This window comes from Enterobacter sp. HSTU-ASh6 (assembly GCF_026319105.1).
GTDB classification, from domain to species: Bacteria; Pseudomonadota; Gammaproteobacteria; order Enterobacterales; family Enterobacteriaceae; genus Enterobacter; species Enterobacter sichuanensis.
The window spans coordinates 73820-100301 of record NZ_WSPD01000009.1 but is presented as its reverse complement, the minus strand read 5'-3'; the positions used below and the strand labels follow the sequence as shown (position 1 = coordinate 100301).

Annotated in this window: 19 protein-coding genes; 12 read left to right on the top strand and 7 right to left on the bottom strand. The window is 58.4% G+C overall.

All coding sequences use genetic code 11. The features are described from left to right. The first annotated feature begins 36 nt into the window (after positions 1–36). The 8 genes from menF to GM298_RS12935 all read left to right on the top strand — a co-directional run bounded on the left by menF (position 37) and on the right by GM298_RS12935 (position 8996). Positions 37–1332 (top strand): isochorismate synthase MenF, encoded by a 1296-nt coding sequence (gene menF / locus GM298_RS12970; RefSeq protein ID WP_266154214.1) that lies wholly within the window; start codon positions 37–39, stop codon positions 1330–1332. Between the two features lie 88 nt (positions 1333–1420). Continuing rightward, positions 1421–3091, top strand: coding sequence for a 2-succinyl-5-enolpyruvyl-6-hydroxy-3-cyclohexene-1-carboxylic-acid synthase (gene menD, locus GM298_RS12965; RefSeq protein WP_045286084.1), 1671 nt, complete (start codon positions 1421–1423; stop codon positions 3089–3091). After that, on the top strand, positions 3088–3864 hold the full coding sequence (gene menH / locus GM298_RS12960) for a 2-succinyl-6-hydroxy-2,4-cyclohexadiene-1-carboxylate synthase (RefSeq protein ID WP_266154212.1): 777 nt from the start codon (positions 3088–3090) through the stop codon (positions 3862–3864). Before menD ends, menH begins: the two co-directional genes overlap by 4 nt. Then, positions 3861–4718: a 1,4-dihydroxy-2-naphthoyl-CoA synthase gene (menB, locus tag GM298_RS12955; protein ID WP_025757193.1), complete on the top strand. Its 858-nt coding sequence runs from the start codon at positions 3861–3863 to the stop codon at positions 4716–4718. Before menH ends, menB begins: the two co-directional genes overlap by 4 nt. After that, entirely contained in the window at positions 4718–5683 is a 966-nt protein-coding gene (menC, locus tag GM298_RS12950; protein ID WP_045286081.1) for an o-succinylbenzoate synthase, read from the top strand. The genes menB and menC overlap by 1 nt, the downstream gene beginning before the upstream one ends. Then, complete coding sequence (gene menE, locus GM298_RS12945; RefSeq protein WP_266154211.1) at positions 5680–7041, top strand: o-succinylbenzoate--CoA ligase; 1362 nt, start codon at positions 5680–5682, stop codon at positions 7039–7041. Before menC ends, menE begins: the two co-directional genes overlap by 4 nt. Positions 7042–7163: 122 nt before the next feature. Beyond that, positions 7164–7703, top strand: a complete 540-nt coding sequence (locus tag GM298_RS12940; RefSeq protein ID WP_025757196.1) for a YfaZ family outer membrane protein — start codon at positions 7164–7166, stop codon at positions 7701–7703. A 93-nt stretch (positions 7704–7796) separates the two neighbouring features. After that, positions 7797–8996 carry a nicotinamide mononucleotide deamidase-related protein YfaY gene (locus GM298_RS12935; protein WP_047959140.1) on the top strand — a complete coding sequence of 400 codons (1200 nt, stop codon included), beginning with the start codon at positions 7797–7799 and terminating at the stop codon, positions 8994–8996. 33 nt (positions 8997–9029) lie between these two features. Here GM298_RS12935 and glpC read toward each other — a convergent pair whose 3' ends face one another. From glpC to glpA, 3 genes are read right to left on the bottom strand one after another with little or no spacing between them, the layout of a single operon-like run. Beyond that, the gene (glpC, locus tag GM298_RS12930; RefSeq protein WP_045286078.1) at positions 9030–10220 is read right to left on the bottom strand and encodes an anaerobic glycerol-3-phosphate dehydrogenase subunit GlpC; all 1191 of its coding nucleotides are present in this window, start codon (positions 10218–10220) and stop codon (positions 9030–9032) included. Continuing rightward, the gene (gene glpB, locus GM298_RS12925; RefSeq protein WP_266154209.1) at positions 10217–11434 is read right to left on the bottom strand and encodes a glycerol-3-phosphate dehydrogenase subunit GlpB; all 1218 of its coding nucleotides are present in this window, start codon (positions 11432–11434) and stop codon (positions 10217–10219) included. Before glpB ends, glpC begins: the two co-directional genes overlap by 4 nt. Then, the gene (gene glpA / locus GM298_RS12920; RefSeq protein WP_266154208.1) at positions 11424–13052 is read right to left on the bottom strand and encodes an anaerobic glycerol-3-phosphate dehydrogenase subunit A; all 1629 of its coding nucleotides are present in this window, start codon (positions 13050–13052) and stop codon (positions 11424–11426) included. The genes glpB and glpA overlap by 11 nt, the downstream gene beginning before the upstream one ends. 255 nt (positions 13053–13307) lie before the next feature. Between glpA and glpT the strand changes: the two genes are divergently transcribed. Next, positions 13308–14660: a glycerol-3-phosphate transporter gene (gene glpT / locus GM298_RS12915; protein ID WP_045286075.1), complete on the top strand. Its 1353-nt coding sequence runs from the start codon at positions 13308–13310 to the stop codon at positions 14658–14660. An 11-nt stretch (positions 14661–14671) separates the two neighbouring features. Further along, on the top strand, positions 14672–15733 hold the full coding sequence (gene glpQ, locus GM298_RS12910; protein WP_047959136.1) for a glycerophosphodiester phosphodiesterase: 1062 nt from the start codon (positions 14672–14674) through the stop codon (positions 15731–15733). Positions 15734–15816: 83 nt separating this feature from the next. Here the strand turns inward: glpQ and yfaE are convergent, their stop codons facing one another. The 4 genes from yfaE to ubiG form a co-directional block, all read right to left on the bottom strand. After that, a complete protein-coding gene (gene yfaE, locus GM298_RS12905) occupies positions 15817–16071 on the bottom strand; it encodes a class I ribonucleotide reductase maintenance protein YfaE (RefSeq protein ID WP_025757202.1) in 255 nt (84 codons plus the stop codon). Then, entirely contained in the window at positions 16071–17201 is a 1131-nt protein-coding gene (gene nrdB, locus GM298_RS12900) for a class Ia ribonucleoside-diphosphate reductase subunit beta (protein ID WP_045286072.1), read from the bottom strand. The genes yfaE and nrdB overlap by 1 nt, the downstream gene beginning before the upstream one ends. Before the next feature lie 100 nt (positions 17202–17301). Next, the gene (gene nrdA / locus GM298_RS12895; RefSeq protein WP_025757204.1) at positions 17302–19587 is read right to left on the bottom strand and encodes a class 1a ribonucleoside-diphosphate reductase subunit alpha; all 2286 of its coding nucleotides are present in this window, start codon (positions 19585–19587) and stop codon (positions 17302–17304) included. A gap of 347 nt (positions 19588–19934) precedes the next feature. Next, positions 19935–20663 carry a bifunctional 2-polyprenyl-6-hydroxyphenol methylase/3-demethylubiquinol 3-O-methyltransferase UbiG gene (gene ubiG / locus GM298_RS12890; RefSeq protein ID WP_025757205.1) on the bottom strand — a complete coding sequence of 243 codons (729 nt, stop codon included), beginning with the start codon at positions 20661–20663 and terminating at the stop codon, positions 19935–19937. A gap of 146 nt (positions 20664–20809) precedes the next feature. On the opposite strand from ubiG, the gene gyrA reads away from it, so the two are divergent. After that, positions 20810–23446 (top strand): DNA topoisomerase (ATP-hydrolyzing) subunit A, encoded by a 2637-nt coding sequence (gyrA, locus tag GM298_RS12885; RefSeq protein WP_095441342.1) that lies wholly within the window; start codon positions 20810–20812, stop codon positions 23444–23446. A gap of 135 nt (positions 23447–23581) precedes the next feature. Then, a complete protein-coding gene (gene rcsC / locus GM298_RS12880) occupies positions 23582–26428 on the top strand; it encodes a two-component system sensor histidine kinase RcsC (RefSeq protein ID WP_266154204.1) in 2847 nt (948 codons plus the stop codon). Positions 26429–26482: the final 54 nt, after the last annotated feature.

The following is a 26482-nucleotide window of genomic DNA, read 5'->3' as shown; positions in this document are numbered from 1 at the left end:
CCCGTATACTAAGCGTTTTCACAGGGAGAGGTTCGCGTGCATTCGATTTCCACCGCGCTGGAACGTCTGCGTACTCAGCTTGCGCAAGCGTTACCCGCTATACCCGGTTTACGTCATTTCGACGTCTCTTTCCCGTTAAACGATGCTTTCGATCCGCTCGCCTGGCTGGGCGCGCAGCAGTCCTATCCTCAGTTTTACTGGCAACAGCGTAACGGCGATGAAGAGCTGGCGGCGCTGGGGGCGGTTACCCGGTTTTCCTCTCTGACAGAAGCCTCGCAGTTTTTACGTGCGCAACACGCGGCAGGGGATACCCGCATTTGCGGCCTGAACGCGTTTAACCCGGAGCAGGGCAGTCTCTTTCTGCCGCGCCTGCTCTGGCGACGTAGCGCGGGTCACGCCACGCTGCGCCTGCAGCTGTGGAGCGACAGTTCGCTGCAGGACGATGCCCTGGCCGCACGGGATTTCTTACAGCAGCTCCGTCCTGCAAAGCCTGTCCGCCCGCTCTCCGTTCAGGTTGAGCACGAAACCCATCAGCCGCAACAGCCCGAATGGCTGAGGCTGGTCCGCAAAGCGACAGACACCATCGCACGCGGTGATTTTGAAAAGGTTGTCCTCGCCCGCGCTACCGACCTGCAGTTTACACAGCGCGTTAATCCCGTCGCGCTGATGGCGGCCAGCCGCGCCCTGAATTTAAATTGCTTTCACTTCTGCATGGTATTCGACGCCAGCAACGCCTTTCTCGGCTCAACGCCCGAACGTCTCTGGCGGCGGCGCGGCAAGCTGCTGCGCACGGAAGCCCTGGCGGGTACGGTCGCCAGCCATCCCGATGATAAACAGGCGCAGCGCCTGGGGGAGTGGCTGCTGAATGATGATAAAAACCAGCGTGAAAATATGCTGGTCGTGGAAGATATTTGCCAGCGCCTTCAGCGCCATACGCAGACCCTTGAGGTACTGCCGCCTCAGGTGGTGCGCCTGCGTAAAGTGCAGCATTTGCGCCGCTGTATCTGGACCGAGCTAAAACAGGCCGATGATGAGCAGTGTCTGCACATGCTGCAGCCAACGGCGGCCGTTGCCGGATTACCGCGACAGCCAGCGCGCGAGTTTATCCAGAAGGTGGAGCCTTTTAACCGCGAGTGGTACGCCGGTTCGGCCGGGTATTTATCGCCTGACCAGAGTGAGTTCTGCGTGGCGCTGCGCTCCGCCCGCGTCCAGGAGGACTCCCTGCGTCTCTACGCCGGCGCCGGCATTGTCAGCGGGTCTGACCCGGAGCAGGAGTGGCAGGAGATTGAAAACAAAGCCGCCGGATTGCGCTCTCTGCTACTAAGGGATTAATACAGATTCGCGCAATCCCGATTCATATCAAAATTCCAGTTTTTTCTATTATTTATACTGTGTCGTATTCTTGATACCGGACAATCTCATGTCAGTAAGTTCTTTTAACCGACGCTGGGCGGCGGTGATCCTTGAAGCCCTGACGCGCCATGGCGTCAGGCACGTGTGTATTGCACCGGGTTCTCGCTCAACGCCGCTGACGCTGGCGGCTGCCGAAAACCGGGCCTTGATTCATCACACCCACTTCGATGAACGCGGCCTCGGTCATCTGGCGCTGGGGCTGGCGAAAGCCAGCAAAGAACCTGTGGCGGTGATTGTCACCTCCGGTACCGCGGTGGCAAACCTCTATCCGGCACTGATTGAAGCCGGGTTAACCGGTGAAAAGTTGATCCTGCTCACCGCCGACCGCCCTCCCGAACTTATCGACTGCGGCGCCAATCAGGCGATTCGTCAGCCGGGGCTCTTTTCTTCCCATCCTTCGCAGACGATATCGCTTCCTCGCCCCACTCAGGATATTCCGGCAAGCTGGCTGGTCTCTACTGTCGATCACGCCATGGAGACGTTGCGCGGCGGGGCGCTGCATATCAACTGCCCGTTTGCCGAGCCGCTGTACGGTGAAATGGACGACACGGGGCTTGAATGGCAGCACGCCCTGGGTAGCTGGTGGGAGAGTGAGAAACCGTGGCTGCGCGAGCAGACGCATCTTGAAAGCGCAAAACAGCGGGACTGGTTCTTCTGGCGGCAGAAGCGCGGCGTGGTCATCGCCGGGCGTATGAGCGCCGCGGAAGGCAAGCTGGTGGCCGAATGGGCGCAAACGCTCGGCTGGCCGCTGATTGGCGACGTGCTTTCCCAGACCGGTCAGCCGCTGCCGTGCGCCGACCTCTGGCTGGGTAATGCGAAAGCGGTCACCGAGCTGTCGCAGGCGCAGATTGTGGTCCAGCTTGGATCGAGTTTAACCGGCAAACGGTTACTGCAGTGGCAGGCGACCTGCACGCCCGAAGAGTACTGGCTGGTGGACGCGCTGGAGGGGCGGCTCGACCCGGCGCACCATCGCGGTCGTCGCCTGGTCAGCAGTATCGAGACCTGGCTGACGCTCCATCCGGCTGAAAAACGTAAACCCTGGGCGGTTGCCATCCCGGAACTCTCGCGCCAGGCGTGGGAACGAACAACGGCGCACTGTGAGGCATTTAGCGAAGCCGGGCTGGCGCACCGTATTCACCAGCTCCTGCCTGAACAGGGGCAACTGTTTGTCGGCAACAGCCTGGTCGTGCGTTTGATTGACGCCTTTTCACAGTTGCCTGCTGGCTACCCGGTGTACAGCAACCGTGGCGCCAGCGGCATCGACGGGCTTATTTCGACAGCGGCGGGCGTGCAGCGCGCCAGCGCGAAATCGACGCTGGCCATCGTGGGCGATCTCTCCGCGCTCTACGATCTCAATGCGCTGGCGCTACTGCGTCAGGCGTCCGCCCCGTTCGTGCTGATGGTGGTAAACAACAACGGCGGGCAAATTTTCTCCCTGTTGCCCACGCCGCAGACCGAGCGCGAGCGATTCTATCTGATGCCGCAGAACGTGCAGTTCGAACACGCCGCAGCGATGTTCAGCCTGAAATATCATCGTCCGGAAAGCTGGGAGCAGCTGGGTGCCGCGCTAGCGACCGCCTGGAAACAGCCGGGTGCGACGCTGATTGAGCTGGTGGTGAACGAGGCTGACGGTGCGCAGGCGCTGCAAAGCCTGCTGGCGCAGGTGAGCCAGCTGTGATCCTCCGGGCGGTACAGCAGGCCGGTAAGCCAGGCTACCCCTGGTTGGTTTTTCTGCACGGCTTTTCCGGCGACAGCCGCGAGTGGCAGAAGGTGGGTGAAAAACTCAGCGACTACCCCCGGCTGTATCTCGATCTGCCGGGGCACGGCGGATCCCGGCAGGTTGGCGTGGCGGGGTTCGAAGAGATGAGCACATTACTCACCCGAACTTTAATTAGTTACAACATACTCAACTTCTGGCTCATCGGGTACTCCCTCGGCGGCCGCATTGCGATGTTCCACGCCTGCCAGCAGCCAAAGGGGTTGCTGGGCCTGATAGTTGAAGGCGGGCATCCGGGCTTGCAGGATGCCGAAGCGCGTCATACGCGCCTGGCATCGGACCGCAACTGGGCGAGACGTTTTCGCACCGAACCGCTGGATAAGGTATTCACTGACTGGTATCAACAGCCCGTTTTTGCCACCCTGACGGACACTCAGCGCGATGCGCTGATTACCTTGCGCAGCCAGAACAGCGGCGTGGCGCTGGCGATGATGCTCGAGGCGACGTCGCTGGCGGTGCAGCCCGATTTACGCGCCGCGCTTAGCGCACGCGATTTCGCTTTTGATTATCTCTGTGGCGAACGCGATGAGAAGTTTGCGGCCCTTGCCGCTGAACTGAACGCCGTTCGCCATCTCATTCCAAACGCCGGACACAACGCCCATCGGGAAAACCCCGAAGCGGTGAGCGCGAGTCTGGCTCAGATACTGCGTCTTCGAATAAAGGACACTCTATGATCTATCCTGATGAAAACATGCTCTATGCACCGGTTGAATGGCAAGACTGCTCCGAAGGCTATACCGACATTCGTTACCACAAATCCACCGACGGCATTGCCAAAATCACCATTAACCGTCCGCAGGTGCGTAACGCCTTCCGTCCGCTGACCGTTAAAGAGATGATTCAGGCCCTGGCGGATGCGCGCTACGACGACAATATCGGCGTGATTATCCTGACCGGCGAAGGGGATAAGGCGTTCTGCTCCGGCGGCGATCAGAAAGTACGCGGTGACTACGGCGGATACCAGGACGATGCGGGCACGCACCACCTGAACGTGCTCGATTTCCAGCGTCAGATCCGCACCTGTCCAAAACCGGTGGTGGCGATGGTGGCGGGTTACTCCATCGGTGGCGGTCACGTGCTGCACATGATGTGTGACCTGACCATTGCCGCAGAGAACGCCATCTTCGGCCAGACCGGCCCGAAAGTGGGATCCTTCGACGGCGGCTGGGGCGCCTCCTATATGGCACGTATCGTCGGGCAGAAAAAAGCCCGCGAAATCTGGTTCCTGTGCCGTCAGTACAACGCCCGGGAAGCGCTGGAGATGGGGCTGGTCAATACCGTGGTCCCGATTGCCGACCTCGAAAAAGAGACCGTCCGCTGGTGTCGCGAAATGCTGCAAAACAGCCCCATGGCGCTGCGTTGCCTGAAAGCGGCCCTCAACGCCGACTGTGACGGCCAGGCAGGCCTGCAGGAGCTGGCGGGCAACGCCACCATGCTGTTCTACATGACCGAAGAGGGTCAGGAAGGGCGCAACGCGTTTAACGAAAAACGCCAGCCAGACTTCAGCAAATTCAAACGGAACCCGTAATGCGTCGCGCGCAGGTTTACCGCTGGCAGATACCGATGGACGCGGGCGTGGTGCTGCGTGAACGGCGGTTAAAAACCCGTGACGGCGTTTTCGTGCATCTGCAGCAGGGCGAGCGGGAAGGCTGGGGCGAGGTGTCGCCGCTGCCGGGCTTTAGCCTGGAGTCGCTGGAGGAAGCGCAGGCCGCGCTGGTGGCCTGGGCGGATGCCTGGCGCGAGGGGGCCAATCCACCGCTGCCGGACGTGCCTTCCGCCGCCTTTGGCATCAGCTGCGCGCTGGCGGAGCTCGACGGTAGCCTGCCGGAAGCGGCCGATTATCGCGCGGCGCCGCTCTGTACGGGCGATCCGGACGAACTCTTCGCGTTGCTCTCCGCCACGCCGGGTGAGAAGGTCGCAAAAATCAAAGTCGGCCTCTACGAAGCGGTACGCGACGGCATGGTGGCCAACCTGCTGCTGGAAGCGATCCCCGACCTTCGTCTGCGTCTGGATGCGAACCGCGCCTGGACGCCGCTGAAGGCGCAGCAGTTTGCAAAGTACGTCAACCCGGCATACCGCAGCCGCATTGCCTTTCTGGAAGAGCCGTGTAAAACCCGCGACGATTCGCGCGCGTTTGCCCGCGAAACGGGGATTGCCATCGCCTGGGATGAAAGCCTGCGCGAAGCGGATTTTGCCTTCGTTGCCGAGCCCGGCGTCAGCGCAGTGGTGATAAAACCGACCCTGACCGGCAGTCTGGCGAAGGTGCGCGAGCAGGTTGCAGCGGCGCACGCCGCAGGGCTGACGGCGGTGATCAGCTCCTCTATAGAATCCAGCCTTGGGCTGACGCAGCTGGCGCGTATTGCCGCCTGGTTAACGCCGGACACGGTGCCTGGCCTCGACACGCTGAACCTGATGCAGGCTCAGCTTATCCGCACGTGGCCGGGCAGTACGCTGCCGTGCCTGAATACCGGGGCGCTGGAGCCGTTGTTATGAGTTTTGTCGACTGGCCCTGGCGTCACTGGTGCGTGCAGTTTGCGGATAAACCGGCCCTGAGACTGAACGACGAGGTGCTTACCTGGCAACAGCTGTGCGCCCGCGTCGACCGTCTCGCGGCGGGGTTTCACCAGCAGGGCGTGGCGGAGGGCGACGGCGTGCTGCTGCTGGCCCATAACCATCCGCAGACCCTGCTGGCGTGGCTGGCGCTGCTTCAGTGCGGCGCGCGTATCCTTCCCGTTAACCCACAGCTGCCGCGCCCGCTGCTGGAGGTGTTACTCCCGCAGATGACGCTGCGCTTTGCGCTGGCGCTGGACGGCAGCTATGACGCTCTTCCTGCCCTGAGCATGCGCGATCGTGAAGGGGAACATCGCGTCGCGTGGCAACCGGCGCGGCTGGCGTCCATGACGCTCACCTCAGGCTCCACCGGGCTGCCAAAAGCGGCGGTCCATACCTGCGCGGCCCATCTTGCCAGCGCGCGCGGCGTACTGTCGCTGATGCCCTATGGCGGTGACGATGACTGGCTGCTTTCGCTGCCGCTGTTTCATGTCTCCGGCCAGGGGATTTTATGGCGCTGGCTGCAGGCGGGGGCGAGGTTAACCGTGCGCGAGAAACAGCCTCTGGAGCAGGCTTTGCGCGGCTGCACGCACGCCTCGCTGGTGCCAACCCAGCTCTGGCGTCTTCTGAATACCGACAGCCACATTGCCCTGAAAGCGGTTTTGCTTGGCGGGGCGGCGATCCCGGTGGCGTTAACGCAACAGGCGCGGGAGCAGGGGATCCGCAGCTTCTGCGGTTACGGCCTGACCGAGTTTGCCTCTACCGTCTGCGCGAAAGAGGCGGACGGCGAGCCGGACGTGGGCTCTGCGCTGCCGGGCAGAGAGGTGCAGATCGTGAACGGTGAGGTCTGGATCAAGGCGCACAGCATGGCCTCAGGCTACTGGCGGGACGGTGCGTTAATTCCACTGACCAACGCGCAGGGATGGTTCGCCACCCGCGATCGCGGTGAATGGCATGATGGCCGCCTGACGATTCTGGGTCGTATGGACAACCTCTTTTTTAGCGGGGGAGAAGGGATCCAGCCGGAAAGCCTTGAGCGGGTTATCGCAACACACCCGCAGATTAATCAGGTGTTTATCGTCCCGCTGGACGACGCCGAATTTGGCCAACGTCCGGTGGCGGTGGTGGAGTGTGAACCGGGAACGGATATCACCTGTTTCCCTGACTGGGTCAGGGATAAGCTGGCGCGGTTTGAGCAACCCATCCGCTGGCTGCTGCTGCCGACCGAGCTCAAAAATGGCGGCATCAAAGTCTCCCGTCGCGCGCTGCAGCAGTGGGTCAATGCATCACTTAAGGGATAAGCGCCGTTTCAAATAGTGACAATCTTTCGACCTGCCGCACGCAGAGTCCTTGATCCCCGGAAGACTCCGGTTAAAATCTCGCGGTTTTGGGACTTCTCTATAAAATGTGCGGGATCGCAATAATGAAAAAAGTGGCATTAATGGGCTTCGGCCTGATGGTTGTTTCTGCGGCGGCAAACGCCATTAGCATTAACGGCTCGGCGGGTCAGGATTATACCCACCTGGGCTTCGGCATGGGCACGGAAACCTCCGGTCTGGCGATGACCGGTGGCTGGACGCATAACGATGACGACGGCGACGCGGCAAGCCTCGGTCTCGGTCTGAACGTTCCGCTGGGCCCGTTCCTGGCGACTGTTGGCGGTAAAGGTATCTACACCAACCCGAATGACGGTGACGAAGGGTACGCGGCGGCGGTGGGCGGCGGTCTGCAGTGGAAAATTGGCGACAGCTTCGGCCTGTTCGGCGAGTACTACTACTCACCGGACTCGCTTTCCAGCGGTATCGACAGCTATGAAGAGGCCAACGCCGGTGCGCGCTGGACCATCATGCGTCCGATTACCATTGAAGCGGGCTATCGTTATCTGAACCTGGCCGGCAAAGACGGCAACCGCGACAATGCGCTGGCTGACGGTCCATACGTGGGCGTTAGCGCAGGCTTCTAAACACACCGGCGCGGCACGCTGTCGCGCCAGTTTCTCTCTTCTCCCACCCACGTTTGCGCTATAGTGTTCTGACCAAATAAGCGGGAGAACATAATGATTAACGTGGAGATGTTATCCACCGGCGACGAAGTGCTGCATGGACAAATTATTGATACCAATGCCGCCTGGCTTGCCGATCTTTTCTTTGAGCAAGGATTACCGTTAACGCGCCGCAATACCGTGGGCGACAATCTTGAGTCGCTGGTGAGTGTTCTGCGCGAGCGCAGCGAACACTGTGACGTGCTGATTGTAAACGGTGGGCTCGGCCCCACCAGCGACGACCTCAGCGCGCTGGCCGCTGCGACTGCCAAAGGCGAAGGGCTGGTGCTGCATGAAGCGTGGCTCTCGCAGATGGAGCGCTTTTTCGCCGAACGCGGTCGCGTCATGGCCCCCAGCAACCGCAAACAGGCTGAGATCCCCGCCAGCGCGGAGCTGGTCGATAACCCGGTTGGTACCGCATGTGGGTTTGCCATGCAGTTGAACCGCTGCCTGATGTTCTTTACGCCGGGCGTGCCCTCAGAATTTAAGGTGATGGTCGAGCAGCAGATCCTGCCGCGCCTTCGCCAGCGCTTTACCCTGCCGGAACCCCCGCTTTGCCTGCGCCTGACCACTTTTGGCCGCTCTGAAAGCGATCTGGCCCAGAGCCTCGATCACCTCTCACTCCCGCCGGGCGTTTCCATGGGCTATCGCTCCTCCATGCCAATCATTGAGCTTAAGCTGACCGGACCTGCCACGCAGAAAGAGGCGATGCTGGCCTTGTGGCCCGAGGTGCAGCGCGTGGCGGGCGAAAGCCTGATTTTCGAAGGCACGGAAGGGCTACCGGCGCAGATTGCGAAGCATCTGCAGTCGCGCCAGCTGAGCGTGACCTTAAGCGAGCAGTTCACCGGCGGCCTGCTGGCGCTGCAGTTGTCTCGCGTCAACGCGCCGCTGTTGGCCAGCGAAGTGGTGCCGTTCCAGCAGGAGACCCTGGCGCAGACCGCCCGTTGGGCATCTGAAAGAAGGGTAAAACATTTTGCCGGGCTGGCGCTGTTTGTCGGGGGGCTGGATGAGGAATACCTTAACTTCGCGCTGGCCACGCCGGAAGGCACCTGGGCGCTGCGGGTTAAGATGAGTATCACCCGCCACAGCCTGGCGGTGCGTCAGGAGGTTTGTGCGATGATGGCACTGAACATGCTGCGCCGCTGGTTGAATGGCAAAGAGGTGGCCAGCGAGCACGGCTGGATCCACGTTGTCGAGTCGCTGTTCGTTGAGTAAATCGTTGGCCGGGGCCTTTCGCCCCGGCCATGTTCAGCCCAGCGCCTTCGCCAGCAGGGTAATCGGATGTTCACAGCGTAAGCTTGTGGACATCTCAATCTGCCACTTGCAGGTTTCGCAGTCGGTCACCACGATATCCGCGCCGCTCTCTTCAATCTGACGGAACAGCGGGGCGCCAATTGCCTGTGACGTGGCGTAGTTTTCCCGTTTAAAGCCGTAGGTTCCCGCAATTCCGCAGCAGCGCGAATCCAGCACCGTCAGCTTCAGGCCCGGGATTAACCGCAGCAGCTCCAGCGTATACAGCGACCAGCCCATTTTCTCCATATGACACGGCGTGTGATACACCACTTTCAGGGGCAATTTCCTGAGCGGCAGGGTCTGCCCGCTGTCCAGTTTGCGCCACAGGAAACGCGTCGCCAGCTCGATGTGCTCGCGCAGCCCGCGGTTATCCACATCCAGCAGATGAGGATACTCATCGCGCAGGGTAAAGGTACAGGTGGAGGAGGTCGCCAGCACCGGAATACCTTTCTCGACGATGGCTTCGCGCAGCGACGTGACGTTGCTCTGCGCCTGCCTGCGCGCTTTATCGGTAAACCCGTTGGCAATCAGCGGCACGCCGCAGCACTTCTCCTTGTTCAGTAGCTGTACGCCTGTTCCCATGGCGTTCAGCACCTTCAGCAGATCTTTCCCCAGCTGCGGGTGGTTGTAGTTCACGTAGCAGCCGTGGAAAAAAGCCACCTGGTCGGCATACTGCGCCTGCTTCGCCGCGACGGACGTGTACCAGCGGCGGAAGGTGCCGTGAGAATATTTCGGCAGGCTGCGGTGATGATCGATCTTAAGGGTGGCATCCAGCAGCTGGCGTACCGGTTTGAGGGAGGTGGCGGCGTTTACCAGCGGAGCGAACGGCGTCGACAGGCTGCCCATCAGATCGGTATGGCTCAGAATGGCGTCCCGGAGTGACGGTTTTTGCGTGCTGTAGCGCGCCCGGGCGCGTTGGATGATATCGCCGATTTTCACATCCGATGGGCAGGCGACTTCACAGCGTTTGCAGTTGATGCAGTATTTCAGGGCTTCGTCGTACAGCTTGCCGTCCTTCAGGCGCAGGCGTTCGCCGTCCGGCCCGGCCTGTTTCGGGCCTGGATAGCGTGGATTGACGCCGCTGACCGGGCAGACCGTGGTACACACCGTGCATTTGATGCAGCTTTCAAAACGGGTATCGTTCATTGTTCAGCCTCCATGCGCTGGCTAATCTGCTCTGCCGCATACAGCGCCGTAACGGCGCAGACGCCGCCACCGCAGCCCTGGGCGATGGGGTCGTATCCACCCAGCAGCGAGCCAATGGCAAAAAGATTACTGATGGGCTTACCGGCAAGCTGCGGATGTAGCCGGTTATCGACGATGACGCCAAACTGTTGCCAGGGCTGCGGCGAGAAGAAATCGCTCTGGTACCAGTCAGCGCGGGAGGCGCTCTGTCGGACATCCAGCCCCATAATGGCTTCCCGGATGCCCTCCCGGCTACTCAGCAGCCCGTTACTGAAGAAACTGCCGCTGGCCAGCACCGTATAACGGGCCCGAAGGGGGATATCATCGTGGTTGCGCGTCCAGATTTCGTTCACCGCGCCGTCCGTCAGGGGGATTTTTTTCACTTCATCCCCTGCCATCCAGACGCCACCCTGCGCAACAAACTGGCGCTGGAGTTGGGTATGCAGGCGAATACCGGGTACGGAAGGGGGCAGCGTGGGCAACAAACCGAGCGTGCAGGGCAGACGGTCTGAGAGCCAGCGCCAGAGTCGGTTGTCGTTTAAGCCAAAGCAGGCGGGCATCAATAGCGCATCGCATCCTGCCGCAAGCGGGCTGAGTGCCTCATACAGCAGCGGCCATTTCTCTTCGTTATCAAGGAAACGGGCGATATTCACCGCGCGAAATTCACTTGGGTTATCGCGCAGAACGTCCAGCTCTGGCAGCTCTATCTCTGCGGTGTCAGCATTAACCCCCTGGCGACAGAGTGACGCTGCCGCGAGATGGGGCTGAAAATCCAGAAAACCACTGATGCCCACCACCCGCACGCGCACGGCGCTGAACGGGGCAACGGGCACCTCCTCCGGGCTGAGCCAGGCTGAACGCAGGGTGCCAAGCGGCGTGACGCGCTGATGATTTTGCCTGGCGCTGCCCTGCAGACGTGCGCCGCACTCTGCCAGCAGCGCTTCGGTTTCCAGGGCAAAGCGGTCAATATGTTGCGCGCCAATCAGGTGATACGGATGCTGCGGCGGCAGCTTTTCGCGGCAGGTTTCGTCCACCAGATCCAGCGAGCCTGACGAAAAGTGCAGGGCGCTCTGTCCCCGGGTGATAATGGCGCAGCGCAGCCCCTGCTTTGTGAGTTTGATTCCACAAAGCAGGCCTGCCAGCCCGCCGCCGACAATCACGGCATCAAATTTCATCGTGTTGCTCCTTCTCAAGACCGCACAGTCCCTGGTAGACCCAGCGGGTAAACTCGCTTTCCCGCAGGGCATCACCCCAGGCGACAGGCTGAATCCCCTTCCAGCGCTCGTTTAAAAACGCGCTGAGCTGATCGAGCGACTGGGTGGCGGTGGTGGTATGAAAACGCTGCAGCAGCCCGGCGGCACGGCAGGCGCAGAGCTCACCCTGACAGGTTCCCATTCCGACGCGGGTGCGGCGGCGGAGATCGAGCAGGCTATTGACCGTCAGGTTCTCCACCGCGTACTGCACTTCACCGGCGGTCACGGCTTCGCACTCGCACACCAGGCTGCGGCTCAATCGTCCTTCACCGAGCCACTGTGGCGTTCTGTCGCCGTGGCGGTAAATTGCGGACCCGCGCAGCGGCGCGGGCAGGGAGATGATTTTTTGCAGCGTTTTCTCGGTAGACTGGCGCGATCCGGGTAAAGGCTGTTCTGCCGTCACGCACCGTTCGGTATTGCCCAGCTTGCGGCAGACGGCATCCGTCGCCCACTCGGCCATCAGACGATAGGTCATCAGCTTGCCGCCTGTAATCGTGATAAACCCGTCCAGGCCATCGCGCGCGGCGTGATCGAGCAGCACAATGCCGCGGCTGACGTTACGCCCGCTCGGATCGTCGTCGCTGGCCACCAGCGGGCGGACGCCGGCATAGGCGCGGAGGATCCGGGTCTGCGCCATGACCGGGGCCAGTTTTTCCCCTTCGCGCAGCAGGATGTCCACCTCTTCGGCGGTCACGCGGTTGTAATCAATTTCGCTGTAGTCCACGTGGGTGGAGGTGGTGCCGATTAACGAAATGGTATCGCCCGGCACCAGAATATCGGCATCGGAGGGTTTGCGGCAGCGGTTGATCACATGGTTATTAATGCGGTGGTCGAGGATCAGCAGGGAGCCTTTCGCCGGGAACATGCGTACCGACAGGTCAGCATATTCCGCAATACGTTGACCCCAGATCCCGGCGGCATTGATGACGACGGAGGCAAGCAGCTCGCTGTGTTCGTTGTATTGCGTATCAAACACCCGCACGCCGCAGATGCGATGGCCTTCACGGATCAGCCCGGTTACTTCGTGCCCGGTCAGGATGTGCGCCCCATGCTCGCGGGCGTCCAGCATATTGGCGGCCGTCAGGCGGAAGGGATCAACCGTCCCGTCGGGCACTTTGACCGCGCCCGTCAGGGCCGGGTTGACGGCGGGTTCAAGGCGGCGCGCGAGGGCCGGGTCGATGGCCTCGGCCTGAATCCCCGCCGCATGACATGCCGTCAAAAAGGTTGACTGAAAGGCGAGATCGTCTTCGGGAAGGGTGATAAACAGACCGTCGGTCGGCTCAATGCAGTGGCGGGCAATATGCCGCAGGATCTGATTTTCGGCGATACATTCGCGTGCTGATTCGCCGTCCGTCACGGCGTAGCGGGCGCCGCTGTGAAGCAGTCCATGATTGCGTCCGGTTGCGCCTGTCGCAATGTCATGGCGCTCCACCAGCGTGACGCTTAACCCCCGCAGGGCACAATCGCGCGCGATGCCGGCGCCGGTTGCGCCACCGCCAATGATAATCACATCGCGAAAGCGTGGATCGTGAATTGTCATTGTCATCCCTCAGTGTTCGTTTTTTATCATTTAGCCACATGAAAACTGTGGTTTGTTTGATTTCGAACACAAACGAGCGAAATTCGAAAGTAAAACGTGATTTCATGCGCTTTTTTGCGCATCCTGTCATATTTCTGTAACAATTTGTGCGTTGATTCACAGTAACAATCACCGTGATTTCTTAACATCGCGACCTCTCTGGAGTATGGGGCAGTTAAACCCCTGTAAATTCAATAGCTGGCCACGGAGGCTGTCATGCTCAGTATCTTCAAACCTGCGCCGCATCGGGCGCGTCTGCCAGAGGCAGAAATTGATCCGCTATACCGCCGTCTGCGTTGGCAAATTTTCCTCGGGATCTTCTTCGGGTACGCGGCGTATTACCTTGTGCGCAAAAACTTCGCGCTTGCTATGCCGTATCTGGTGGAGCAGGGCTTTTCGCGCGGCGATCTGGGGTTCGCGCTGTCGGGGATCTCCATCGCCTACGGTTTTTCCAAATTCATCATGGGGTCCGTCTCGGATCGCTCGAATCCGCGCGTGTTCCTGCCGGCGGGTCTGATCCTCGCGGCTGCGGTCATGCTGTTTATGGGCTTTGTGCCGTGGGCAACCTCCAGCATTGCCATCATGTTCGTGCTGCTGTTCCTCTGCGGCTGGTTCCAGGGGATGGGATGGCCGCCATGCGGACGTACCATGGTGCACTGGTGGTCGCAGAAAGAGCGTGGCGGCATCGTGTCGGTATGGAACTGTGCGCATAACGTGGGGGGCGGCATTCCGCCTCTGCTGTTCCTGCTGGGGATGGCCTGGTTTAACGACTGGCATGCAGCGCTCTACATGCCGGCCTTTGGCGCCATTCTGGTGGCGATTATTGCCTTCGCCCTGATGCGCGATACGCCGCAGTCCTGCGGCCTGCCCCCGATTGAAGAGTACAAAAACGACTACCCGGATGATTACAGCGAGAAGCACGAAGAAGAGCTGACGGCAAAGCAGATCTTCATGAAGTACGTGCTGCCTAACAAGCTGCTGTGGTATATCGCGATCGCCAACGTGTTCGTTTATCTGCTGCGCTACGGCATTCTCGACTGGTCGCCGACTTACCTGAAAGAGGTGAAGCACTTCGCGCTGGATAAATCCTCCTGGGCCTACTTCCTGTATGAATATGCGGGGATCCCGGGCACCCTGATTTGCGGCTGGATGTCGGACAAAGTGTTTAAAGGCAACCGCGGTGCGACGGGCGTCTTCTTTATGACTCTGGTCACCATCGCCACCGTGGTGTACTGGCTCAACCCGCCGGGTAACCCATCAGTCGATATGGCCTGTATGATCGTCATCGGCTTCCTGATTTACGGTCCGGTAATGCTGATTGGTCTGCACGCTCTGGAGCTGGCACCGAAAAAAGCGGCAGGCACGGCGGCGGGCTTTACCGGTCTGTTTGGCTATCTGGGCGGTTCGGTCGCGGCGAGCGCCATTGTCGGCTACACCGTTGACTTCTTCGGCTGGGACGGCGGCTTTATGGTGATGATTGGCGGCAGCGTGCTGGCGGTCCTGCTGCTGGTTGTTGTGATGATCGGTGAAAAACGTCACCACGCGGAAGTGCTGGCGCGTCGTCAATAAGGAGCATTGTTATGAAATTAACACAGTTAGCGACGGGCCTGCTGCTGGCGGGCCTGATGACCGGGTCCGCGCTGGCGGCAGATAAAATCGTCATCGCCCACCGCGGCGCGAGCGGCTATCTGCCGGAGCATACGCTGCCGGCAAAAGCGATGGCCTATGCGCAGGGTGCGGATTATCTGGAGCAGGATCTGGTGATGACGAAGGATGACCAGCTGGTTGTCCTGCACGATCACTACCTTGACCGCGTGACGGACGTGGCAGAGCGTTTCCCGGACCGCGCCCGCAAAGATGGCCGCTACTACGCCATTGACTTTACGCTGGCAGAAATCCGCTCGCTGAAGTTCACGGAAGGCTTCGAGATTGAAAATGGCAAGAAGAAGCAGGTTTATCCGGGACGTTTCCCGATGGGCAAATCTGACTTCCGGATCCATACCTTCCAGGACGAGATTGAGTTTGTTCAGGGGCTGAACCACTCAACCGGGAAAAATATCGGCATCTACCCGGAAATCAAGGCGCCGTGGTTCCACCACCAGGAAGGGAAAGACATTGCCGCGAAAACGCTGGAAGTGCTGAAGCAGTACGGCTACACCAGCAAGAAGGACAAGGTTTATCTGCAGTGTTTTGACGCCGCTGAGCTCAAGCGCATCAAGACCGAGCTGGAGCCGAAGATGGGGATGGATCTCAATCTGGTGCAGCTGATTGCCTACACCGACTGGAATGAAACCCAGGAGAAGCAGCCGGACGGCAAGTGGGTAAACTACAACTACGACTGGATGTTTAAGCCGGGCGCGATGAAGCAGATTGCGCAGTACGCCGACGGTATCGGGCCGGATTACCACATGCTGGTGGCAGAGGGCTCTACACCGGGCCACGTGAAGCTGACGGCGATGGTGAAAGAGGCGCATGCCAGCAAGATGCAGGTCCATCCGTACACGGTGCGCGCAGACCAGCTGCCGCCGTATGCCACGGACGTGAATCAGCTTTATGAGGTGTTGTATAACCAGGCGGGCGTGGACGGACTGTTTACGGATTTCCCGGATAAAGCGGTGAGTTTTTTGAAGGATAAACGCTGAAATTGCCGGGTGGCGGCTGCGCCTTACCCGGCCTACGAACTGCGGTTTTGTAGGTCGGGTAAGCGAAGCGTCACCCGACACAATCACATCTCGATTTCTATATCGCCTTTTGCCCGGCAGCAGCAGGGCAAAATTTCCCCTTCGTTGATAAAGGCCAGCGGTTCGGTCAGCCAGTCCACCTGGCCTGCGACCAGGCGGCAGCGGCAGGAGCCGCAATAACCTTCACGACACTGGTACTCCACCTCCACCTGATGCGCTTCAAGCGCCACCAGCAGGGAAGGGTGCTCTTCCTGACACAGCACTTCGGTGCCCGAAAGGCTCAGCGTGACGCGTGTCATCAGAGCTGGAAGTCGCTCAGGTCGTCAGTGTTCACTTCAGAATCAATCTGACCGACCAGGTAAGAACTGACTTCCACTTCCTGTGGCGCCACCTGCACGTTATCGGACACCAGCCAGGTGTTGATCCACGGAATAGGGTTAGAGCGCGTCTGGAACGGCAGGTCGAGACCAACTGCCTGCATACGGATGTTGGTAATGTATTCAACGTACTGGCACAGAATATCTTTGTTCAGGCCAATCATGGAGCCGTCGCGGAACAGGTAGTCTGCCCACTCTTTCTCCTGCTGGGCCGCCAGCACGAACAGGTCATAGCACTCCTGTTTGCACTCTTCGGCAATTTGCGCCATCTCCGGGTCGTCCGAACCGCTGCGCAGCAGATTCAGCATGTGCTGGGTACCGGTCAGGTGCAGGGCTTCGTCACGGGCGATCAGACGGATGATTTTGGCGTTACCTTCCATCAGCTTGCGCTCGGCAAAGGCGAAGGAGCAGGCAAAGCTCACGTAGAAGCGGATCGCTTCCAGCGCGTTGACGCTCATCAGACACAGATACAGCTGCTTTTTCAGCGCACGCAGGTTCACGGTGATGGTTTTACCGTTCACATGGTGAGTGCCTTCGCCCAGCAGATGCCAGTAGCTGGTCATCTCAATCAGCTCGTCGTAGTAATGGGCAATGCCTTCCGCGCGCTTCTGGATCTGCTCATTGGTGACGATATCGTCAAATACCACCGCCGGATCGTTGACGATGTTGCGGATGATGTGGGTGTAAGAGCGGGAGTGGATCGTCTCGGAGAACGCCCAGGTTTCTACCCAGGTTTCCAGCTCAGGAATGGAGATCAGCGGCAGCAGCGCCACGTTTGGGCTACGTCCCTGAATGGAGTCCAGCAGCGTCTGGTATTTCAGGTTGCTGATGAAGATATGTTTTTCGTGATCCGGCAACGACTGGTAGTCAATACGGTCGCGGGAAACGTCCACTTCTTCCGGACGCCAGAAGAAGGAGAGTTGCTTTTCAATCAGCTTTTCGAAGATGTCATATTTTTGCTGATCGTAGCGTGCCACGTTGACCGGCTGGCCGAAGAACATCGGCTCTTTGAGCTGGTCGTTTTTCGTCTGTGAAAAGGTGGTATATGCCATTGCGGTGAGTCCTGTTGAGATTTTATTGCCCGGCGGCACTGCGTTTGCCGGGCCTCCAAAATCGTAGGCCGGGTAAGCGTAGCGCTACCCGGCAAAGTGCTTAGATCTTACATGCGCCGCTTTCGCAGCCATCGTCCTGAATTGACGGAACCAGGTCGTCCTGCGCGTCTTCCGCACCATCACGGGTGTTGTGATAGTACAGGGTTTTCACGCCAAATTTGTAGGCGGTCAGCAGGTCTTTCAGCAGCTGCTGCATCGGAACCTTGCCAGACGGGAAGCGCGTCGGGTCGTAGTTGGTATTGGCAGAGATCGACTGGTCGATAAATTTCTGCATGATACCCACCAGCTGCAGGTAGCCGTCGTTGTTAGGCATTTCCCACAGCAGCTCGTAGTTGTCACCCAGCGTCTCGTAATCCGGCACCACCTGACGCAGCACGCCGTCTTTCGAGGCTTTGATGCTGACGTGGCCGCGCGGTGGCTCAATACCGTTGGTGGCGTTGGAGATCTGCGAAGAGGTCTCGGACGGCATCAGCGCAGAGAGCGTGGAGTTACGCAGGCCGTAGGTCTTGATGGACTCGCGCAGGCCTTCCCAGTCGAGATGCAGCGGCTCGCTGACAATCGCATCCAGGTCTTTCTTGTAGGTGTCGATAGGCAGAATGCCTTTCGCATAGGTGGTTTCGTTGAACCACGGGCACGCGCCTTGCTCTTTCGCCAGCTCGTTAGAGGCTTTCATCAGATAGTACTGAATGGCTTCAAACGTCTGGTGGGTCAGGTTGTTGGCGCTGCCGTCAGAGTAACGCTTGCCGTTTTTCGCCAGCCAGTAGGCGAAGTTGATCACGCCGATACCCAGGGTACGACGGCCCATCGCACCGCGTTTGGCTGCCGGGATTGGGTAATCCTGGTAGTCCAGCAGGGCGTCGAGGGCACGGACGGCCAGCACAGCCAGCTCTTCCAGCTCGTCCAGGCTCTTAATCGCACCCAGGTTGAACGCGGACAGCGTACACAGCGCAATTTCACCGTTTTCGTCGTTCACGTCTTCCAGCGGTTTGGTCGGCAGGGCGATCTCCAGGCACAGGTTAGACTGGCGCACTGGGGCAACCACCGGGTCAAACGGGCTGTGGGTGTTGCAGTGGTCAACGTTCTGGATGTAGATACGACCGGTAGAGGCACGTTCCTGCATCATCAGGGAGAACAGGTCGACCGCTTTCACGCGCTGTTTACGGATGCTGTCGTCTTTTTCGTATTTGGTATACAGACGCTCGAACTCGTCCTGATCGGCGAAGAACGCGTCATACAGGCCCGGGACGTCAGAAGGGCTGAACAGGGTGATATCTTCGCCTTTCAGCAGACGGGTATACATCAGCTTGTTGATCTGTACGCCGTAGTCCATGTGACGCACGCGGTTGCCTTCCACGCCGCGGTTGTTTTTCAGGACCAGCAGGCTTTCCACTTCCAGGTGCCACATTGGGTAGAACAGGGTCGCTGCACCACCACGCACGCCGCCCTGAGAGCAGGATTTCACGGCCGTCTGGAAGTGTTTGTAGAACGGGATACAGCCGGTGTGGAACGCTTCACCGCCGCGAATCGGGCTGCCCAGCGCACGAATGCGGCCGGCGTTGATACCGATACCGGCACGCTGGGAAACGTATTTCACAATGGCGCTGGAGGTGGCGTTGATGGAATCCAGGCTGTCACCGCACTCGATCAGTACGCAGGAGCTGAACTGACGGGTTGGAGTACGCACGCCAGACATGATTGGCGTAGGCAGAGAAATCTTGAACGTAGAAACCGCATCGTAGAAACGCTTCACGTAGTCCAGACGGGTTTCACGCGGATAGTTGGAGAACAGGCAGGCGGCCACCAGAATATAGAGGAACTGGGCGCTTTCGTAGATCTCACCGGTGACACGGTTCTGAACCAGGTATTTGCCTTCGAGCTGCTTCACTGCCGCATAGGAGAAGTTCATATCGCGCCAGTGATCGATAAACCCGTTCATCTGCTCGAACTCTTCTTCCGTATAGTCTTCCAGCAGATGCGTGTCGTATTTGCCCAGCTCAACCATTTTCACCACGTGGTCGTACAGCTTCGGCGGCTCAAACTGGCCGTAGGCTTTTTTACGCAGGTGGAAAATGGCCAGACGTGCCGCAAGGTACTGATAATCCGGTGCTTCACGGGAGATCAGGTCTGCCGCCGCTTTGATGATGGTTTCGTGGATATCAGACGTTTTGATGCCGTCGTAGAACTGGATGTGAGAACGCAGTTCAACCTGGGAGATAGATACGTTGTTCAGTCCTTCTGCTGCCCAGTCGAGAACTCGATGGATTTTGTCCAGATTGATACGCTCGGTAGTACCGTCGCGCTTTGTCACCAGCAGACTCTGATTCATGTGGGGTTTACCTGTCCGTGAAATAAAAAATATCCCCCGCTTATCCACAGAACCGTCTTGTGACTAACTCTGTGGATAAATACTACATATAGGGGGTTTGCGATAAGAAAAACGCTATATGGTGAGTATTCTAGTAAGGATTCTTTTCAGCACAAGGGTTGATTTTGACGTTAAATTGAGGTTGTGAAAGGGTAAAAAAGGCTAAGTCCTCATGCTGTAAGGCCTGGAAGAGATGTCAATAATTAAGAAAAAAAATTCAAAATTTGATCGAGTGCTGATTTCTTCGACGGGTGGTCAGAATTGCGCAACATGATGTCGCGCAATCTTTATAAGAATAACGAATGACGTTAGTCGTTTTTGGCGGTTGTGTGCAACATATAGTTAACATCAACGCCCGGTGCGAGTTTGAATTTATTGGTCAGCGGATTGTAGTGCAGGCCGGTAATGTGCTGCTCTTTGAGCCACGTCTGGTCAACCCAGCTTAACAACTCCGCAGGCTTGATGAATTTCTTCGCGTCGTGCGTCCCTTTCGGCACCATGCGCAGCACATACTCCGCACCGACGACGGCCATCAGCCAGGCTTTACCATTACGGTTGATGGTCGAGAAGAAGACCTGGCCGCCCGGTTTCACCAGTTTTGCACAGGCGTGCACCACGGATTGCGGATCGGGAACGTGCTCCAGCATCTCCATGCAGGTCACCACATCGTACTGATGGGCATGTTTCGCCGCGTGTTCCTCGACGGTTTCCTGCACATACTCAACCTGAATACCCGACTCCAGGGCATGCAGACGGGCAACCTGCAACGGCTCGAAGCCCATATCCAGACCCGTGACGTTCGCCCCTTCGCGCGCCATGCTCTCAGCCAGGATACCGCCGCCGCAGCCGACATCGAGCACTTTCTTACCGAACAGACCGCCGGAACGCTCCGCGATATAGCCCAGACGCAGCGGATTAATGCGATGCAGCGGTTTGAACTCACCTTCGAGATCCCACCAGCGGGAGGCCACCGCTTCAAATTTGGCAATCTCTTCGTGGTCAACGTTGTGAGCCACCGGGGATTTTTCGGCATTCATGGGCGCTTTTACTCCTTATTTAGCAAGACGAATGAGTATATCAGGCAATCCCCGTGAATAAAGCGTATAGGTTTACCTGTATCACCTCGGCTGTGTTATAATTTGCGACCTTTGAATCCGGGATACAGTAGAGGGATAGCGGTTAGATGAGCGACCTTGCGAGAGAAATTACACCGGTTAACATCGAGGAAGAGCTGAAGAGCTCCTATCTGGACTATGCGATGTCGGTCATTGTTGGCCGTGCGCTGCCGGACGTCCGCGATGGCCTGAAGCCGGTACACCGTCGCGTACTATACGCCATGAACGTATTGGGCAATGACTGGAATAAAGCCTACAAAAAATCTGCCCGTGTCGTTGGTGACGTAATCGGTAAATACCATCCCCATGGTGATTCCGCGGTGTACGACACTATCGTCCGTATGGCGCAGCCATTCTCGCTGCGTTACATGCTGGTAGATGGTCAGGGTAACTTTGGTTCTATCGACGGCGACTCCGCCGCGGCAATGCGTTATACGGAAATCCGTCTGGCGAAGATTGCCCATGAGCTGATGGCCGACCTGGAAAAAGAGACGGTTGATTTCGTTGATAACTACGACGGCACGGAAAAAATTCCTGACGTTATGCCAACGAAAATCCCTAACCTGCTGGTCAACGGTTCGTCCGGTATCGCCGTAGGTATGGCAACCAACATTCCGCCGCACAACATCACGGAAGTGATCAACGGCTGCCTGGCCTATATCGACGATGAAGACATCAGCATTGAAGGGCTGATGGAACACATCCCGGGCCCGGACTTCCCGACGGCGGCGATCATCAACGGTCGTCGCGGTATCGAAGAAGCGTACCGTACCGGTCGCGGCAAGATCTACATCCGTGCCCGCGCTGAAGTGGAAGCGGACGCCAAAACCGGCCGTGAAACCATCATTGTTCACGAGATCCCGTATCAGGTGAACAAAGCGCGTCTGATTGAGAAAATCGCCGAGCTGGTAAAAGAAAAACGCGTTGAAGGCATCAGCGCGCTGCGTGACGAGTCTGATAAAGACGGGATGCGCATCGTGATTGAGATTAAACGCGACGCGGTGGGTGAGGTTGTGCTGAACAATCTGTACTCCCAGACTCAGCTTCAGGTCTCCTTCGGTATCAACATGGTTGCACTGCACCATGGTCAGCCGAAGATCATGAACCTGAAAGAGATCCTGAGCGCGTTCGTGCGTCACCGCCGTGAAGTGGTGACCCGCCGTACCATCTTTGAACTGCGCAAAGCGCGTGACCGTGCCCATATCCTTGAAGCGCTGGCGGTTGCGCTGGCCAACATCGACCCGATCATCGAGCTGATCCGTCGCGCGCCAACCCCGGCGGAAGCGAAAACCGCGCTGATTTCCCGTCCGTGGGATCTGGGCAACGTTGCGGCGATGCTGGAGCGTGCGGGTGATGACGCGGCGCGTCCTGAGTGGCTGGAGCCTGAGTTTGGCGTGCGTGACGGTCAATACTACCTGACTGAACAGCAGGCCCAGGCGATTCTGGATCTGCGTCTGCAGAAACTGACCGGCCTTGAGCATGAAAAACTGCTCGACGAATATAAAGAGCTGCTTGAGCAAATTGCCGAGCTGCTGCACATCCTGGGCAGCGCAGAGCGCCTGATGGAAGTGATCCGTGAAGAGCTGGAGCTGGTCCGCGATCAGTTCGGCGATGAGCGTCGCACCGAAATCACCGCCAACAGCGCGGACATCAACATCGAAGACCTGATCAACCAGGAAGACGTTGTTGTGACCCTGTCTCACCAGGGCTACGTGAAGTACCAGCCGTTGACCGACTACGAAGCACAGCGTCGTGGCGGCAAGGGCAAGTCTGCGGCACGTATTAAAGAAGAAGACTTTATTGACCGTCTGCTGGTGGCGAACACCCATGACACGATCCTCTGCTTCTCCAGCCGGGGTCGTCTGTACTGGATGAAAGTCTATCAGCTGCCGGAAGCGAGCCGTGGCGCACGTGGTCGTCCAATCGTTAACCTGCTGCCGCTGGAAGCGAACGAACGTATCACCGCCATTCTGCCGGTACGTGAGTACGAAGAGGGCGTGAACGTCTTTATGGCGACCGCCAGCGGTACCGTGAAGAAAACCGCGCTGACCGAATTCAGCCGTCCACGCTCTGCCGGTATCATCGCGGTGAACCTGAACGAAGGCGACGAGCTGATTGGTGTCGATCTGACCTCGGGCTCCGATGAAGTCATGCTCTTCTCTGCTGCCGGTAAAGTGGTGCGCTTCAAAGAAGACGCCGTTCGCGCAATGGGCCGTACCGCGACGGGCGTTCGCGGTATCAAACTGGCGGGCGAAGACAGCGTCGTTTCGCTGATCATTCCGCGCGGTGAAGGAGCCATCCTGACCGTCACGCAGAATGGTTACGGTAAACGTACGGCGGAAGGGGAATACCCAACCAAGTCTCGCGGCACGCAGGGCGTTATCTCTATCAAGGTGACCGAGCGCAACGGTTCCGTTGTTGGCGCGGTGCAGGTAGACGACGCGGATCAGATCATGATGATCACCGATGCCGGTACGCTGGTGCGTACTCGCGTTTCTGAGATCAGCGTCGTGGGTCGTAACACCCAGGGTGTGATCCTCATCCGTACTGCGGAAGATGAAAACGTGGTAGGTCTGCAGCGCGTTGCTGAGCCAGTGGATGACGAAGAGCTCGACTCCATCGACGGTAGCGTCGCGGAAGGTGATGATGATATCGCGCCGGAAGCCGACACCGATGATGATGCAGCGGACGACGCTGACGAGTAATGTCTCCTGATGCAAAAAAGGGCCGGATTCCGGCCCTTTTCTTTTGCACAAGCAGAGAAGTCAACGTTGCGACCTGGCGCGTTTACCGCTACCTTAACCACATTCTTTTGACCCCGACGGCGGAGCCTCGCCCCTTTGAAATACCTCGTCTCCTTTCGTACTACGCTGAAAGTTTCTCGCTATCTGTTTCGGGCGCTGGCGCTCCTGCTTTGGCTGCTGGTAGCCCTGTTCTCGGTGTTTTACATCGTTAACGCGCTGCACCAGAAAGAAGCGGAGATCCGCCAGGAGTTTAATTTAAGCTCCGACCAGGCCCAGCGCTACATTCAGCGAACGTCTGATGTGATGAAGGAGCTGAAGTATATTGCCGAAAATCGCCTCACGGCGGAAAACGGTATTCTGGCGCTTCGCGGCCGGAGTGAGAAAACCGAAGTCCCGGACTTCCAGCCCCTGTTCCCGGATTCCGATTGTTCCACGCTGAGCAACACCTGGCGCGGATCGCTGGAATCACTTGCCTGGTTCATGCGTTACTGGCGTGATAATTTCTCCGCCGCCTATGACCTGAACCGCGTATTCCTGATTGGCAGTGAAAATCTCTGCATGGCGGATTTTGGCCTGCGCGATGTGCCCGTTGAGCGTGATGATGCGCTGAAAAGCCTGCATGAACGTATCGTGAAATATCGCAATGCGCCGCAGGACGAGCGCGGGAATAACATCTTCTGGGTTAGCCAGGGCCCGCGTACAGGCGTGGGCTATTTCTACGCCCTGACCCCGGTCTATCTCGGCAATCGCCTGCAGGCACTGCTGGGGATTGAGCAGACCATTCGCATGGAAAACTTCTTTACCCCAGGCAGCCTGCCCATGGGGGTGACCATTCTGGATGAAAACGGTCATCAGCTGATCTCCCTTGCCGGACCCGATAACCGTTTAAACGTTGAACCGCAATGGATGCAGGAGCGGTCATGGTTTGGTTATACCTCAGGCTTCCGCGAGCTGGTGCTGAAGAAAAGTCTGCCGCCTTCTTCGCTGAGTATTGTCTATTCGCTGCCGGTGGACATGGTGCTCGAGCGGATACGCATTCTTATCATGAATGCCATTCTGCTGAACCTGCTGGCGGGCGGCGCGCTGTTTACCCTGGCACGCATGTATGAGCGAAAGATCTTTATTCCCGCCGAAAGCGACGCCCAGCGACTGGAGGAGCACGAGCAGTTTAACCGTAAGATTGTTGCCTCGGCCCCGGTGGGGATCTGCATTCTGCGTACCCAGGACGGGACAAATATTCTGAGTAACGAGCTGGCGCATAACTACCTGAATATGCTGACGCATGAGGACCGGCAGCGGTTGACGCAGATTATCTGCGGTCAGCAGGTTAACTTTGTCGACGTGCTCACCAGTACCCATACCAACCTGCAGATCAGCTTTGTCCATTCCCGCTATCGCAATGAAAACGTGGCGATTTGCGTGCTGGTGGATGTCTCTGCGCGCGTGAAGATGGAAGAGTCGTTGCAGGAGATGGCCCAGGCTGCCGAGCAGGCCAGCCAGTCGAAATCGATGTTCCTTGCAACGGTCAGCCACGAGCTGCGCACGCCGCTGTACGGGATTATCGGTAACCTCGATCTGCTGCAGACGAAAGAGCTGCCGAAAGGGGTCGACAGGCTGGTGACGGCGATGAACAACTCCTCCAGTCTGCTGCTGAAAATCATTAGCGATATTCTCGACTTCTCTAAAATTGAGTCTGAGCAGTTGAAAATCGAACCGCGGGAGTTCTCACCGCGCGAGGTGATGAACCATATTAGCGCCAACTATCTGCCGCTGGTGGTGCGTAAACAGCTGGGGCTTTACTGCTTTATCGAACCGGATGTACCGCTGACGCTGCACGGCGATCCGATGCGTCTGCAGCAGGTTATCTCTAACCTGCTCAGCAACGCCATTAAATTCACCGATATCGGCTGCATTGTGTTGCACGTCCGCCGGGCGGGGGATTACCTGAGCATCCGCGTGCGCGACACGGGGGTGGGCATCCCGGCGAAGGAAGTGGTTCGTCTGTTTGACCCGTTCTTCCAGGTGGGAACCGGCGTGCAGCGTAACTTCCAGGGCACCGGACTGGGGCTGGCGATTTGTGAGAAACTCGTCAGCATGATGGACGGCGATATCTCGGTGGATACCGAGCCCGGCATGGGTAGCCAGTTCACCATCCGTATTCCGCTCTATTCGGCGCAGTATCCGGCGAAAGCGACGGTTGATGGTCTAAGCGATAAGCGCTGCTGGCTGGCAGTGCACAATGCTTCGCTGAATGATTATCTGACGGCACTGCTGACCCACAGCGGCGTGCGGGTCTCGGGATATGAAGGCCAGACGCCGGACGTCGACGATGTGCTGATTACCGACGAGATGCTGGAACAGCCATGGCAGGGAAGAGGCGTGGTGATGTTCTGTCGTCGCCACATTGGTATCCCGGTTGAACGTGCACCTGGGGAGTGGGTACACAGTGTCGCAACGCCGCATGAGCTGTTGAGCCTGCTGGCGCGCATCTACAAGGTACAGCTGGAAGAGAGCGACAGCGCGGGCGGGTTGCCCTCACCGGAGGCGCTGGCGTCAGTGAATGACGATATGATGATTCTGGTGGTGGATGACCATCCGATTAACCGCCGCCTGCTGGCTGATCAGCTCGGATCGCTTGGCTACCAGTGTAAAACCGCGAATGATGGCGTGGATGCGCTGAATGTGCTGAGTAAAAATCACATTGATATCGTCCTTAGCGACGTCAACATGCCTAACATGGATGGTTACCGCCTGACGCAGCGCATCCGACAGCTTGGCCTGACGCTGCCGGTTGTAGGCGTCACGGCGAATGCGCTAGCCGAGGAGAAGCAGCGCTGTCTGGAGTCAGGCATGGACAGCTGTCTGTCGAAACCGGTGACCCTGGACGTGCTGAAGCAGACATTGTCGATTTACGCAGACCGGGTGAGAAAAACCAGAATATAAAAAAGGCCCGTAAGGGCCTTTTACGTTTTTCCCCCTCTCCCCGTGGGAGAGGGC

Bases quoted from the DNA above. Each gene is read 5' to 3' on its own strand.
- menC (WP_045286081.1), top strand. From the start codon at position 4,718: ATGCGTCGCGCGCAGGTTTACCGCTGGCAGATACCGATGGACGCGGGC.
- glpT (WP_045286075.1), top strand. From the start codon at position 13,308: ATGCTCAGTATCTTCAAACCTGCGCCGCATCGGGCGCGTCTGCCAGAG.
- ubiG (WP_025757205.1), bottom strand. From the start codon at position 20,663: ATGAATGCCGAAAAATCCCCGGTGGCTCACAACGTTGACCACGAAGAG.
- yfaE (WP_025757202.1), bottom strand. From the start codon at position 16,071: ATGACACGCGTCACGCTGAGCCTTTCGGGCACCGAAGTGCTGTGTCAG.
- menB (WP_025757193.1), top strand. From the start codon at position 3,861: ATGATCTATCCTGATGAAAACATGCTCTATGCACCGGTTGAATGGCAA.
- nrdA (WP_025757204.1), bottom strand. From the start codon at position 19,587: ATGAATCAGAGTCTGCTGGTGACAAAGCGCGACGGTACTACCGAGCGT.
- glpB (WP_266154209.1), bottom strand. From the start codon at position 11,434: ATGAAATTTGATGCCGTGATTGTCGGCGGCGGGCTGGCAGGCCTGCTT.
- gyrA (WP_095441342.1), top strand. From the start codon at position 20,810: ATGAGCGACCTTGCGAGAGAAATTACACCGGTTAACATCGAGGAAGAG.
- nrdB (WP_045286072.1), bottom strand. From the start codon at position 17,201: ATGGCATATACCACCTTTTCACAGACGAAAAACGACCAGCTCAAAGAG.
- glpQ (WP_047959136.1), top strand. From the start codon at position 14,672: ATGAAATTAACACAGTTAGCGACGGGCCTGCTGCTGGCGGGCCTGATG.
- glpA (WP_266154208.1), bottom strand. From the start codon at position 13,052: ATGACAATTCACGATCCACGCTTTCGCGATGTGATTATCATTGGCGGT.
- glpC (WP_045286078.1), bottom strand. From the start codon at position 10,220: ATGAACGATACCCGTTTTGAAAGCTGCATCAAATGCACGGTGTGTACC.
- menE (WP_266154211.1), top strand. From the start codon at position 5,680: ATGAGTTTTGTCGACTGGCCCTGGCGTCACTGGTGCGTGCAGTTTGCG.
- GM298_RS12940 (WP_025757196.1), top strand. From the start codon at position 7,164: ATGAAAAAAGTGGCATTAATGGGCTTCGGCCTGATGGTTGTTTCTGCG.
- menD (WP_045286084.1), top strand. From the start codon at position 1,421: ATGTCAGTAAGTTCTTTTAACCGACGCTGGGCGGCGGTGATCCTTGAA.
- GM298_RS12935 (WP_047959140.1), top strand. From the start codon at position 7,797: ATGATTAACGTGGAGATGTTATCCACCGGCGACGAAGTGCTGCATGGA.